Genomic DNA, 12999 nt, shown 5'->3' with positions numbered 1-12999 from the left:
AGTCTAAGGTGCGGATCTGTTGCCGGGCAGGATGCCTCAGGCTCCCGAAACAGCTGTGAACAGGATAAACGCTGCCGGCGAGGCGAAGACGATTGAGTCCAGGCGGTCCATCACGCCGCCGTGGCCGGGCAGGATGCTGCTCATGTCCTTGATGCCGAGTTCCCGTTTGACCATGGATTCGGAGAGGTCGCCGATGGTGGCCGCGGCCACCATGCCCACGGCCAGCACCACGCCGACCCACCAGGGCTTGTCCAGCAGGAAAATGCAGGCCAGGACACCCACGGCAATGGCGCCGGCGATGGATCCGGCGAACCCTTCCCACGATTTCTTGGGGCTGATCTTGGGCGCCATGGGGTGCTTCCCGAAGGACGCGCCGACAAGGTAGCCGAAGGTGTCGTTGGAAACGACCAGCAGGAGCATGGTGGCGATCTGCCACGCGCCGGCCGGAATCACGCCGCCCGGCCACAGGCCCACCGGCGTCACGCTGCCCACCCCGTGCAGCGGCAGGATTGCGAAGCTGATGAAGAACGGCACCCAGGCGAGCGTAAAGACGCCGGCAAAGATGCTGCGGGCCGATCCGGCGGCGCTCTCAATGGTCCGCCACAGCAGGACCGCCACGCTGCTGGCCAACAGCGCAAACAGCAGGCTCTCCAGACCGCCGAAGTAGGCGGCCAGCGGCATTCCCACCGTGCCCACCATCACTGGAACGATGGGCAGGCGGGTACCGCTTACTTCAAGGGCACGGAAGATCTCCCAGACACCGAACACCGCGAAGGTGGTGGTGACCAGCACAAATCCGAGCGGCAGGAACAGGAGACCCCCCAAGACGGCGAAAAGCATTGCGAGACCCACCACGGTGGCGGCCGGAAGATTCCTGCCGGCCTTGGGCGTTGGGTTGGAGCGCTGCTTCCCCCGGGCCCGGACCCTGGGTCCGGGCGCCTGCTGTGCCTGATCCATCAGACCTCGAGCAGCTCGGCTTCCTTGCGCTTGAGCAGGTCGTCGATGCCGTCAACGTGCGATTTGGTCATGGCGTCGAGTTCCTTCTCGCCGCGCGCTCCCTCGTCCTCGCCTGCTTCGCCGTCCTTGACCAGCTTGTCCAGGGTTTCCTTGGCCTTGCGGCGGATGTTCCGGATGGACACCTTGGCGTCCTCGCCCTTTGCCTTGACGATTTTGACGTATTCCTTGCGGCGTTCCTTGGTCAGCTCCGGAATGGTGATCCGGATGACGTTGCCGTCGTTGGACGGGTTGGCGCCCACCTCGGAGTCGCTGAGGGCCCGCTCGATGTCGCGGAGGGCCGTCTTGTCGAACGGGGTGATCAGGATGGTCCGCGCGTCGGGAACGGCGAACGATGCCAGCTGCTGCAGCGGGGTGGGTGAACCGTAGTAGTCCACCAGCACCCGGTTGTAGAGTCCTGGCGTGGCGCGGCCGGTCCGGATCGAGGCGAAGTCTTCCTTGGCTACCTCGACTGCCTTGTCCATCTTGTCCCCGGCTTCGAGCAAGGTCTCTTCGATCACGGTCTCTCCTCAGAAATTGGTGCATTCCGGCTGGCCGGAATGCACGGTTCGTTCCGTCTTTGCGGCCCGCCCTGCGGGCCGGCCTTCCTCAAATCATCCTAGCTGTTGCTAGGGGGTGACTACGGTGCCCAGCTGCTCTCCGCGGATCGCCCGGGTCACGTTGCCTTCGCCTTCCATGCCGAACACCACCATGGTGAGGTTGTTGTCCTTGCACATGGTCATGGCGGTCTGGTCCATCACGCGGATATCGCGGCGCAGGGCGTCGTCGTAGCTCAGCCGGTCCAGCTTTTCAGCGCCCGGATCCTTCTTGGGGTCGGCGGTGTAGACGCCGTCCACTCCGCTCTTTGCCATCAGGACGACGTCGGCGTGGACTTCCAGCGCACGCTGGGCAGCCACGGTGTCTGTGGAGAAGTACGGCAGCCCGGCACCGGCGCCGAAAATCACGACGCGGCCCTTTTCCATGTGGCGGATGGCGCGGCGCGGGATATAGGCCTCGGCCACCTGGCCCATGGTGATGGCGCTCTGCACGCGGGTCTCTACGCCGGCCTGTTCCAGGAAGTCCTGCAGGGCGAGGCAGTTCATCACGGTACCCAGCATGCCCATGTAGTCGGCGCGGGACCGGTCCATGCCGCTCTGGGACAGTTCGGCGCCGCGGAAGAAGTTACCGCCGCCCACAACGATTGCAACCTCGACGTCGGGTACTGCTGCGGCGATCTGCTTGGCGACCCCGCGGACGGTGTCCGGGTCCACGCCCAGCTTTCCGCCGCCGAAGACCTCGCCGGAGAGTTTCAGGAGGACGCGACGCCGGCTCTTCTCTGACTGGACAGAATTGTTGACGGTTTCCATGGTGCCTTCCCGTAAATGAGCTCTGAGCTAGGTTATCGTGCCGGATGGCCAAAGGTGTCATTCCCCCCGGCCATAGGTGCAGCCCTTAAGGCAGCGGTTGCATGCAAAAGGGGCGGCCACCGAAGTGACCACCCCTTTGCGTGCCTAACTAGGAACCGACGCGGAAACGCGTGAACGCGGTGCCCTTGACGCCGGCCTCTTCGAGGACCTGCGCGACAGACTTCTTGGCATCCTTGGCGAATGCCTGGTCGAGGAGGACCTCGCCCTTGTAGAAGCCCGTAACACGGCCTTCCACAATCTTGGTCATTGCAGCCTCGGGCTTGCCTTCAGCCTTGGCCGTTTCCTCGGCGATGCGACGCTCGGATTCGACGAGCTCGGCCGGAACATCCTCGCGGGAGAGGTAGTTCGGGGACATCGCGGCGATGTGGACGGCGACGTCGTGCGCTGCGGTGGCGGCGGCTTCGCCTTCACCGTCGACAGCGAACAGGACGCCGACCTGGGCCGGGAGGTCCTTGGAGGTCTTGTGCAGGTAAGCGTCGACCGTTGCACCCTCGATACGGGAGATACGGCGGACAACAACCTTTTCGCCCAGGATGGCGCCTTCTTCGACGACAACCTCGGACAGCGGCTTGCCGTCAACGTCGGTGGCCAGCAGGGTTTCGAGGTCGGCAGCGCCGGACTCGACTGCAACGGCCAGGACCTTGTCGGCGAGCTGGATGAACTTGTCAGCCTTGGCAACGAAGTCGGTCTCGCAGTTGACTTCGATCATCACGCCGACGCCCCCGGCGACCTTTGCAGCAACCAGGCCTTCGGCGGTGGAGCGGCCTTCACGCTTGGTAGCGCCCTTCAGGCCCTTGATGCGGATGATCTCGATGGCCTTCTCGGCGTCACCGTTGGCTTCGTCAAGAGCCTTCTTGACATCCATCATGCCGGCGCCAGTGCGCTCACGCAGAGCCTTGATATCAGCGGCAGTGTAGTTCGCCATGTGAACCCCTCTGTCTAGAAATTTTATGTGGTGTACGGACTGACAGGACGGCAGCTCACCGAGTGAGCGGCCATCCTGTCAGCAGTTCCGGCGCTGCTGGCAGCACCGGGAGTCCGGATTTATTTGTCTTACTTGTCCGCGTCTGCGGCGGGAGCCTCGGCAGCGGCCGGGGCTTCCTCGGCAGCCGGAGCAGCAGCTTCTGCGGCGGCCGGAGCGGCAGCCTCTTCAGCCTTGCTGCCTTCGAGGAGCTCGCGCTCCCACTCGGCCAGCGGCTCTTCCGGTGCTTCCGTGGTACCGGTTGCGCGCTGGTTGCGGGCGATCAGGCCCTCAGCAACGGCGTCGGCAACAACGCGGGTCAGCAGGTTGACGGAGCGGATGGCGTCGTCGTTGCCCGGGATCGGGAAGTCGACTTCGTCCGGATCGCAGTTGGTGTCCAGGATGGCAACAACCGGGATGTTCAGCTTCTTGGCCTCGTCAACGGCGAGGTGTTCCTTCTTGGTGTCCACGATCCAGAGCACGGACGGTGCCTTGGTCAGGTTGCGGATACCGCCAAGGTTGGTTTCCAGCTTGGTGAGTTCACGGCGAAGGAGCAGCAGTTCCTTCTTGGTGTAAGCGGAACCGGCGACGTCGTCGAAGTCGATCTCTTCGAGTTCCTTCATGCGCTGGATGCGCTTGGAGACCGTCTGGAAGTTGGTCAGCATACCGCCGAGCCAACGCTGGTTGACGTACGGCTGGCCAACGCGGGTGGCCTGCTCGGCGATGGATTCCTGAGCCTGCTTCTTGGTGCCGACGAAGAGAACGGTGCCGCCGTGTGCAACGGTGGCCTTCACGAACTCGTAGGCACGGTCGATGTAGGACAGTGACTGCTGCAGGTCAATGATGTAGATGCCGTTGCGCTCCGTGAAGATGAATCGCTTCATCTTCGGGTTCCAACGACGGGTCTGGTGTCCAAAGTGGACGCCGCTGTCAAGCAGCTGGCGCATAGTTACGACGGGCATGCCGACGCTCCTTCCGGCAGGTCATTCATGAGAGAGCCCCTGGCTCTCTTACCCTGCCAATAGTTGACGGTTGATTAGCTTCGCCCGGGATGGGCATTGCTCCTGGCATCCACTGCGCTTCCCATCCGGGCCTAGGCACGGACCGCAGGAGGCACAGTCCCCCGCAGCAGAAGTTTCAGGCTTCGTCTGTGGAGGGCTGGATACGCGTAGTCAGCCACTGCTCCCCCACACCTCTGAATGAGACGTGCTGACTAAACGGCGTTGAGGACCAAGCGACCAAAAGTGGCTTGAACCGCTAGCCGGGCATAGTTGAGGGCACAGCAAACTGCTCCGTCAAGTGTACTACAGCAGCTCCCCCGAATCTGACCAATTCCGGGACCGCGGCCTTGTCCACATAGCGGTGGAAACCCCTTCCTGCCGCAGCATCGGGATAACAGGCTGGAGGCATGAAATTCCGAGCCATCACGGCCGCCGCCCTGCTCTCCGTCTCGGCCATCACACCCTCCGCCGGCGCAGCGGGCACAATTGGCGCACCGGGCACAGTTGGCGCAGGGGTCATGCCTGCCGCAGCCGCCGCCGGCACCGCCGCCCCCGGCACCTGGGACTGGCCTTTGGCACCCAGGCCGGCCGTACTCCGCGCGTTCGATCCCCCGGACAAGCCGTGGTTGAGCGGGCACCGCGGGGTGGACCTGCAGGCAGCGGCCGACGGCGGCCCGGTCACCGCTCCGGAGTCCGGAACCGTCAGCTTCGTGGGCGTCGTGGTGGACCGGCCCGTGATCACCATCGATCACGGCAACGGCCTGCGCAGCAGTTTCGAGCCCGTCGAAAGCAGCCTGGCGGCCGGGGCCGCGGTGTCGAAGGGCGACGTCGTCGGGACGGTGGTGCAGGGACACTGCGCGTCACTGCCCTGCATTCACTGGGGAGTGCGGCGGGGCGAGGAGTACCTCAACCCGCTCTCCCTGGTGACAGACCTGCGGCCCTCCATCCTGCTTCCCGTTGGTGGAGGGGGCTCAGGATGAAGGGCCGCGGCGGACCAGCGGCGGGCGGCCGCCCGGACCGGCTACACGATTGCCGAGATCCCCGTGATTGCACGACCCGTCACCAGCGTGTTGATCTCATGCGTGCCCTCGTAGGAGTAGATCGCTTCGGCGTCGGAGAAGATCTTGGCCATCTCGAAGTCCGTGACGATGCCGTTGCCGCCGAGGAGGCTGCGGCCGATCGCCACGCTTTCGCGCATCCGTGCCGTGGTGAAGGCCTTGGCCAGGGCCGACTGCTCATCCCTCGCCTCGCCGGCGTCTTCAAGCTGGGAGAGGCGGACCATCATGCCCATGGAGCTGACAGCGTTGCCAAGAATCTGCACGAGCTGGTTCTGGACGAGTTGGAAGGATGCGATCGGACGGCCGAACTGGCTTCGTTCCACGGCGTAACGGCGGGCGACGTCGAAGGCGGCGAGCTGCTGGCCCACCGCCTGCCAGGCCACGGCGAGGCGGGTCACCTTCAGGACCTTGTTGGTGTCCCGGAAGCTGTTGGCGTTGGCAAGCTTGAAGAAGTCCGGCACCACGACGTTTTCGAGTGTGATGTCGGCGTTCTGGACGGTGCGCAGCGAGATCTTGTTTTCAATCTTGGTGGCGCTGTAGCCCTCGGTGGTGGTGTCGACGAGGAAGCCCTTGACCTGGTTGTCCGCGAGGTCGCGGGCGTAGATGACCACCCAGTCGGAGAACGTGGCGTTGCCGATCCAGCGCTTGGCGCCGTTGAGGATCCAGCTGTCGCCCTCGCGGCGCGCCGTGGTGCGCGTGCCGCCGGCAACATCGGAACCGCCCAGCGGTTCAGTGAGACCGAAGGCGCCGATCTTCTTCAGCGAGTAGATGTCCGGCAGCCAGGCTTCCTGCTGTTCCTGTGAAGCGAGGGCCTCGATGGAGCCGGTGAAGAGTCCGTCGTGCACACCCAGGAAGGTGGCGATGGAAGTGTCAGCGCGGGTGGCCTCTGCGTGCAGGATCCCGGCGAAGAGGTTGGAGTAGCCCTGGCGCCTGACGGGGCTGACGAGGTCGATCTCGGCAAGCTTGGGGATCAGGTCCATCGGGAATTCGGCCCGGTTCCAGCAGTCAACGGCGATCGGCTTGACCTCGCGGGCCAGGAACTCCCGGACCTCGGCCAGCCGGTCCTGCTCCTTGCCGCTGAGCAGCTGCTCAAACGCGAAGAAGTCGCCATCGGCGTACGGCAGGTTGTTGATGTCGATTGCAGCTTTGGACATGTTGTTCCTTCACGTGTGATCAGCAGCGACCACGGGCGCGGACGTCGCACCGGCGGCTAAGTTACTCACGAGTAACCTACCGCAGGACGAGGTGCCGGGCAAGCGCAGGACAGCAAAAAGGGAGCCGCGGCCGATGTCATCGCATCGGCCACGGCTCCCAGTGGAGGTAGGGCTACTCGGACTTGAACCGAGGACCTTAGGATTATGAGTCCCGCGCTCTAACCAGCTGAGCTATAGCCCCGTGCGCCCCGCGGACTGGCGGCTCCGCAGGGAGCCTCCGCAGTTCCGGGGCAAAAACACTCTAGCAATAGTAGCGGCCTGATTTGCGCACCGGCCTTCCGGCGGCCGGCGGCGCAGCGGGATGACCCATCCGGGGATTACACCACTTTGTCGTCGTAGGTGGCCCCGCGGTAGAGGTCTTCAAACGTCTGAAGGGTCCCCTGGATGCTGTGCGGCTCCACCATGCAGCGGCTGGCCTTGCCCATCGCCGCAAGGTCCTCGGCCGGGAGCTCCAGCACCCGGGTGATCTTCGCGGCGAGGTCGTCGCTGTCGTTGGGCGTGAAGAGGTAGCCGTTCTCACCGTCGCGCACCAGGTGCGGCAGCGCCATGGCGTCCGCCAGCAGCACCGGTGTTGATGCCGACATGGCTTCCAGGGTGACCAAGGACTGGAGCTCGGCGGTTCCCGGCATGCAGAACAGGTCTGCCTTGATGTAGGCCTCGCGCAGTTCGTCGTCGCTGGCCAGGCCCAGGAACTTCACCCGCGGTTCCAGCCCGAGCCGTGCCACCTGGGCTTCCAGGGCAGCGCGGACCTCGCCTCCGCCGACGATCTCCAAGTGGACGTTCAACTCGGCAGGAGTCTTCGCCACGGCATCGATCAGGACGTTGACGTGCTTCTCCTCGGCAAGGCGGCCTGCGAACAGCACGGTGGGGTGCGGGTGGCGCTCCATCACCTCGCCCTCCCGGAGTTCATAAGCGGCCGAATCGATGCCGTTGGAGAGCGGCAGGACCTTGCGCAGGAAGGCGTGCTGGTGCATGGCCTTGGCGGCAAGCGGCGTCGGCGTCGTGACGACGTCGGCCCGGCCCATGACCTTGCCCATGTCCTTCCAGGAGATGCGCCCGACGATGTCCTTGAACCACTGCGGAAACGGCAGGAAGGGGTTCAGGTTCTCCGGCATGAAGTGGTTGGTGGCCACGATCCGCACTCCGCGCCGTTCGGCTTCGTAGAGCACGTGTTCGCCGATCATGTAGTGGCTCTGGATGTGCACGACGTCCGGCTTGACGCGGTCAAACAGGAGGCTGATCTCCTTCTTGATCTCCCAGGGGAACGTGATTCGGAAATACTCGTGCGTGGGAACTGAGTGCGAGCGGATCCGGTGCACGGTGCCCTCGGTGCGGAACTCGGTGAAGCTCTTGCCCTTGTCCGGCCGGCACGCGAGCACATGGACGTCGTGTCCCCGTGCCGTCATGCCCTTGGCCAGGCGGTATCCGAATTGAGCGGCTCCGTTGACGTGGGGCGGGTAGGTGTCCGCAGCAATCAAGATGGTGAGTGGTTGCTGGCTGTCGGGCATGGTCACGTGGAGAGCTCCTGGTGGTCACGGTGCGGTCAGCGCTGGCTGTGGCGGCCGGCTGTCCCTCGGCGCAGTAGCGCCGGGACTTCTGGTGAAGTCTGGGTATCACCCGCCCTAAGACACCCGCCCTGCGGCCTTGCGCGCGTCCTTCTTGCGCTTGGTCACTTCGGGATGGTGCCGCGAGAGGGCGATTACCCCCACGATAGCAAGGGAAGCGGCCGCCCCCATGGCAATCGCCAGCACGGCGTGGACATCGGGCCGCAGTTCGCCGAGGATGGCGATGCCGATGGCGATGCCGACGATGGGGTCGATGACCGTCAGCCCGGCGATGACAAGATCCGGCGGGCCGCCGGAGTACGCCGACTGGACGAACCATGAGCCCAGCCCGCCCGCCGCGGCGATCGCCACCACCGAATACCACTGCACGTTGAGCAGGGCCAGCCCGTTCGGGTCGAGCAGGTGCTTGCCGATGATGCGGGTCAGCACTGCCACGAAACCGAACAGCACTCCGGCCCCGAGGATGTAGATGAAGGCGCTCATCCGGTGTTTGAACACCAGGGCCAGCGTGCCGAAGAGGCCCACCGCAAAGGTGAGCAAAAGCACAATGGTGAGTTCGTCATCGAAACTTACGCGATGATTTTCCTGGGTCACGTTAACCGCCAGCAGGACGAATGCGGCCGAGCCGGTGACGCACGCCGAGATGGCCACTACGGTGGCCCGGTTGATGCTTAGTCCCTGATCCTTGGCATTGACGATAGTGGTGATCACCAGGGCGATGGCCCCGATCGGCTGCACCACAGTCAGGGGCGCCGACACGAGGGCGACGGCGTTCATGGCCATGCCGGCGCACAGCAGCAACAGCCCGAAAACCCACCGCGGATTGCGGATCAGCCGCAGGAGACCGTGCGAGCTGAGCGCAAGGCCTCCGGTGTCCGCCTTGACGGCGCTGCCCTGGCGCTGCGCACCGATGGCCAGGCAAAATGCGCCCAGCACCGCCAGGAAGACGGCGAGCCAGACCATCAGCCGCGTCCGCCGTCGTTCGAGATCCTGAGCCGGCCCTTACGGATGATGGCGCGGAAATAGGTGTAGCCGGCCACCCAGTGGCCGAGCAGTCCCAGGCCGAGGAAGATCCATGCCGCCACGAAGTAGACGTCATTCAGCGGGACGGGAAGTTTGGCGAGCACCAGCAACGGGGTGCCCACCAGGAGCAGCGCAGTACGGATCTTTCCGATCCGGCTGACCGGGAGGTCCGGGTGGCTGTGGAAGTAGTACAGCGAAACGGCCATCAGGATGGCGTCCGGGACCACCAATGCGGTCAGGTACCACCATTCCACGAGGTGGGCGATCACCAGGGTGACGGCCACGGCAATGAGCGCCATCCGGTCGGCAATCGGATCCATGATCCGGCCCAGCCTGGAGGTCTGGTTGAAGCGGCGGGCGATATACCCGTCCACCCAGTCGGTGCTGCCCATGACCACCAGCACGATCGTGGCCAGGGCGTACTCCTTTGGCCCCAGGACCAGCCAGATGAAGAGGGGCACACCCATGAAGCGGACCACCGTCAGGATGTTCGGGATGGTGAAGACGGCGTCACTGTCTACGTGTCGCTGGCCCGGACGCGCACCTGCATTAATGAACTTCATCCCCCACCTCCTTCCCTTCCGCTATGGCTACCTGGGCAGTGCCGGTAAGTCCTAGCCCTTGAGGAGCTTGCGGAGAAGGACGGCCAGGACGGCGGCCGATGCGACCAGGGCAGCCAGCGGCTTCCAGCGGGTTCCAAGCTCGCTCTCGCCGGCGCGGTTCAGGAGGCTGGAAGCAGAGCGGCTGAGGGATTCAGCCTGGTGGCCCGCGCGTTCCTTGCCGGCTTTCAGCTGCACTTCGGCGGCACCCAGCAGGAGCTGGGCCTGGGTCTTGACGTCAATCTCCTCGCCGAGCTCGTCGCGGACGCCCGTGAGGTGCCGGCGGCGCTTGTCGAGGCGGCTCTTCAGTTCAGCTTCGGTGGGGGCGGGACCAAGGTCCGGCTTTGCCGCTTCCTTGGCTTCCTTCTCCGCCTTCTCCCGGGCTGCCTTCGCTTCCTTGGCGGCCTTGGCAGCCTTGGCCTCGTCGGAGGCCGGATCCAGGACGGCCGGGTTGAATTCCGAGCCTTCCTTGACGATGCCGAGATCGTGCTTGAGGCCGCGGATCGTCTCCTCGGGCACCAGCGGCATGGCCTTCTTGAATTTGCGCATTCCGATCAGGGCTCCGATGAGGGCGATGACAAGGAACACGGCGCACACCAGGAGGGCTGCAAGCCAGGCCGGCATGATGGTGGCGAGCCCCATGATGGCCGCCACGATGAGCCCGGTGACGAGGAAGGCGAGGAACACCAGTGCGACGGCGAAAAACGCTGCAGCCACCCCGACCTGGATGCCCTTGCGCTTGATCTCGATCTTCGCGAGCGCGATTTCGTCGTTGAGCTGCCGTGGTGCCAGCTTGGCAACAAGCCTCAGAGTTTTGGGCAGCGCCGCAATACTCAGTCCGCCTGTTGTCCGGCCGCTGTGTCGTCCGCTCATCGATCCCGCCTAACTGGTTCCATCTTTGATTCGGATTCCGGTGGATTCCGGGGGCCTGCGCGGCTTCACACACTCCCCGTTGTCAAAACTATCATTCAGCTTCGGCACCTCCTTCGGGTAATAAGCCGTGGCGCGCCCTCCAACGCTGTAAAAGTATGATCCAAGGGCCCTAGGATTGGTCCCTGTGAGCATTCCCGCCAATCCGGGCGACTCCCTGAGCCGCAACCGGAAACTCCTGTACATCCTCCTGCTCGGCGCCCTGACGGCACTGGGCCCTTTTACGATCGACCTCTACCTGCCTGCCTTTCCGGCGCTGGAGGCGAGCCTCGGGGTGTCGGAGGCGGAAGTCCAGCTCACGCTGACCGGCACCACCATCGGCTTCGCCCTGGGACAGCTGGTAGTCGGGCCGCTGAGCGACAAGTTCGGCCGGAGGCTCCCGCTGATCCTTGCCACCGCGTTGCACATCACCGCCTCGCTCGGCGCGGCGCTGTCCACGGACCTTGCCACGCTGGGACTCTTCCGCGTGCTGATGGGCATCGGTGCGGCCGGCGGCGGCGTGGTGGCCATGGCCATGGTGCGGGACCTCTTCACCGGGTACGCCATGGTGCGGATGTTCTCCCGGATGGCTCTGGTCAACGGCCTGGCTCCGATCCTGGCGCCCGTGATCGGCTCCCAGCTGCTGCTGATCATGCCGTGGCCGGGCATTTTCTATTTCCTGGCCGGCTACGGCACGCTGGTGATTATTGCCGCCATCCTCCTGGTGCGCGAAACGCTCCCCCGCGAGCTCCGGGGCACGTCCGGCCTGACGGCGGGCCAGCGCTACAAGCTGCTCTTTTCGGACCGGATCTTCGTGGGCCTGCTGCTGCTGGGCGGCATGAACTTCGCCGGCCTGTTCGCCTACCTGTCCGCGTCCCCGTTCCTGTTCCAGGACGTCTACGGGTTCACACCCCAGCAGTACGGCCTGCTCTTCGGCATCAATTCGCTGGGCATCGTGGCCGGCGTGCAGACCAGCTCCCGGGTGATCCGGCGCGTGCCGCCGCAATGGATCCTGGCTTGTTCGACGGCGTGGATGTTCGTGATGGCCGTGCTGATCGTTATTTTCGACCAGCTCGGCTTCGGGCTCTGGGGCGTGATGGTGCCGCTCTGGTTCTACATCCTCGGCACCGGCTTCACGTTCCCGTGCGTCCAGGTCCTGGCATTGTCCAAGCACGGCGCCCAGGCCGGAACCGCGGCGTCACTGCTGGGAGCGGCAACGTTCATGATGGCCGGCATCGTGTCCCCCGTGGTGGGCTGGTTCGGCGACATCTCGGCGACCGTCATGGGCGGGGTCCAGGCCACGAGCATCCTGCTGGCAGCGGCTGCCCTGTGGCTGGTGGTACGCCCGCGCACGGTGCCCTCGATCCACTGAGCTCTCGCCATCCACCGAGTGCCCCCGATCCACCCCGGTAGGCTGGAACCATGGCCAAGAGACCGCACCGCAACCGCAGGGGACTGTTCCTCGGCGCGGTGATCGGCGGCGTCGCCGGTTACTTCGCCGGCCGGGCGATGGGGAACCCGGCAATGGGCATCAGCCTGGGGGCGATCGCCGGCTCCGCGCTGCTCTTCCGGGTCAACCCCGGTCCGTGGAACCGGCCCTGACGAACGCCCCGGCGGGCAATCTCCTCCAGAGGCAGGGCACGGGCTGAGTGGCCCTGTTCCGGCAATTGCCCGCGCGATAAAGTTGTTCTGTGCCCGATTGGCAGAAGCATCACCCGCCCCTTCCGGCCACATGGCAGCGTTGCGACGACGCCGGCATCCTGCCCCTGTGGTGGGAACGGCTATGCTCCCAGACAAGCCCGCAGTCGGCAGCGCTGTATGCCGCCGGGCTCTTCACGGAGGACCGGCGCCGCCCCATCGCCCAGTGGTTCAACCCGGCGTTCAACGCCGCGCTCCTGGTGGCCCCTGAGACATCCCCTGAATGGCCTGTGCAGCGGTTTGGCATCTTCTACGCCCCGCCCAACAGCGGCTTCACCAGGGTGCACTCAGCGCCGCACGAATGGCACCCGCGCGAGCCGCGGAAGTCACCCACCGAGGACGAGGCCTTCCGGGCCGCCATCGCAGAGGCGGAACGCTTCCTGCAGGTGGAGATGGACTTCGTCTGACTAACCCGCACTAAAAAAGGCCCCGCAGCCGGCTGTTCGCCGGCCGCGGGGCCTGTCCGCTCCTCCTGCTGGACTTGAACCAGCAACCCTTCGATTAACAGTCGAATGCTCTGCCAATTGAGCTAAGGAGGAATGAAGCGGGTA

General features: G+C 65.0%; 14 protein-coding genes and 2 tRNA genes. 4 read left to right on the top strand and 12 right to left on the bottom strand.

Features of this window, described 5'->3' with window-relative positions; translation table 11 throughout:
• Positions 1–36 precede the first annotated feature (36 nt).
• From PV761_RS01370 to rpsB, 5 genes are all read right to left on the bottom strand, one after another.
• Positions 37–957 carry a phosphatidate cytidylyltransferase gene (locus PV761_RS01370; RefSeq protein ID WP_028272133.1) on the bottom strand — a complete coding sequence of 307 codons (921 nt, stop codon included), beginning with the start codon at positions 955–957 and terminating at the stop codon, positions 37–39.
• On the bottom strand, positions 957–1514 hold the full coding sequence (gene frr, locus PV761_RS01365) for a ribosome recycling factor (protein WP_028272132.1): 558 nt from the start codon (positions 1512–1514) through the stop codon (positions 957–959). The genes PV761_RS01370 and frr overlap by 1 nt, the downstream gene beginning before the upstream one ends.
• Before the next feature lie 108 nt (positions 1515–1622).
• The gene (pyrH, locus tag PV761_RS01360) at positions 1623–2360 is read right to left on the bottom strand and encodes a UMP kinase (protein WP_028272131.1); all 738 of its coding nucleotides are present in this window, start codon (positions 2358–2360) and stop codon (positions 1623–1625) included.
• A gap of 148 nt (positions 2361–2508) precedes the next feature.
• Entirely contained in the window at positions 2509–3345 is an 837-nt protein-coding gene (gene tsf / locus PV761_RS01355; RefSeq protein WP_028272130.1) for a translation elongation factor Ts, read from the bottom strand.
• A gap of 128 nt (positions 3346–3473) precedes the next feature.
• Positions 3474–4343, bottom strand: coding sequence for a 30S ribosomal protein S2 (gene rpsB / locus PV761_RS01350; RefSeq protein WP_028272129.1), 870 nt, complete (start codon positions 4341–4343; stop codon positions 3474–3476).
• A 446-nt stretch (positions 4344–4789) separates the two neighbouring features.
• On the opposite strand from rpsB, the gene PV761_RS01345 reads away from it, so the two are divergent.
• Positions 4790–5362: a M23 family metallopeptidase gene (locus tag PV761_RS01345; RefSeq protein WP_347893741.1), complete on the top strand. Its 573-nt coding sequence runs from the start codon at positions 4790–4792 to the stop codon at positions 5360–5362.
• Between the two features lie 41 nt (positions 5363–5403).
• On the opposite strand, the gene PV761_RS01340 is transcribed toward PV761_RS01345, so the two are convergent.
• From PV761_RS01340 to PV761_RS01315, 6 genes are all read right to left on the bottom strand, one after another.
• Complete coding sequence (locus PV761_RS01340) at positions 5404–6594, bottom strand: acyl-CoA dehydrogenase family protein (protein ID WP_028272127.1); 1191 nt, start codon at positions 6592–6594, stop codon at positions 5404–5406.
• A 167-nt stretch (positions 6595–6761) separates the two neighbouring features.
• Positions 6762–6835 (bottom strand) — tRNA-Ile (locus PV761_RS01335).
• Between the two features lie 136 nt (positions 6836–6971).
• The gene (locus PV761_RS01330; RefSeq protein WP_347893739.1) at positions 6972–8168 is read right to left on the bottom strand and encodes a glycosyltransferase; all 1197 of its coding nucleotides are present in this window, start codon (positions 8166–8168) and stop codon (positions 6972–6974) included.
• Between the two features lie 108 nt (positions 8169–8276).
• Positions 8277–9182: a DMT family transporter gene (locus tag PV761_RS01325; protein WP_347893737.1), complete on the bottom strand. Its 906-nt coding sequence runs from the start codon at positions 9180–9182 to the stop codon at positions 8277–8279.
• Positions 9182–9805, bottom strand: coding sequence for a CDP-alcohol phosphatidyltransferase family protein (locus PV761_RS01320; protein WP_347893735.1), 624 nt, complete (start codon positions 9803–9805; stop codon positions 9182–9184). The genes PV761_RS01325 and PV761_RS01320 overlap by 1 nt, the downstream gene beginning before the upstream one ends.
• A gap of 51 nt (positions 9806–9856) precedes the next feature.
• Positions 9857–10714 carry a phage holin family protein gene (locus PV761_RS01315; RefSeq protein WP_347893733.1) on the bottom strand — a complete coding sequence of 286 codons (858 nt, stop codon included), beginning with the start codon at positions 10712–10714 and terminating at the stop codon, positions 9857–9859.
• A gap of 184 nt (positions 10715–10898) precedes the next feature.
• On the opposite strand from PV761_RS01315, the gene PV761_RS01310 reads away from it, so the two are divergent.
• The 3 genes from PV761_RS01310 to PV761_RS01300 all read left to right on the top strand — a co-directional run bounded on the left by PV761_RS01310 (position 10899) and on the right by PV761_RS01300 (position 12855).
• Entirely contained in the window at positions 10899–12122 is a 1224-nt protein-coding gene (locus PV761_RS01310) for a multidrug effflux MFS transporter (protein ID WP_028272122.1), read from the top strand.
• Between the two features lie 50 nt (positions 12123–12172).
• Entirely contained in the window at positions 12173–12352 is a 180-nt protein-coding gene (locus PV761_RS01305) for a hypothetical protein (RefSeq protein WP_347893731.1), read from the top strand.
• A gap of 89 nt (positions 12353–12441) precedes the next feature.
• Positions 12442–12855, top strand: coding sequence for a hypothetical protein (locus PV761_RS01300; RefSeq protein WP_028272120.1), 414 nt, complete (start codon positions 12442–12444; stop codon positions 12853–12855).
• Between the two features lie 59 nt (positions 12856–12914).
• Here the strand turns inward: PV761_RS01300 and PV761_RS01295 are convergent.
• A tRNA-Asn gene (locus PV761_RS01295) sits at positions 12915–12987 on the bottom strand.
• Between the last annotated feature and the right edge of the window lie 12 nt (positions 12988–12999).

The organism is Arthrobacter sp. CC3 (assembly GCF_039907775.1).
Classification (GTDB): Bacteria; Actinomycetota; Actinomycetes; order Actinomycetales; family Micrococcaceae; genus Arthrobacter.
Note: the sequence above shows the minus strand (reverse complement) of the source record. Positions and strands in the feature narration are given on the sequence as shown.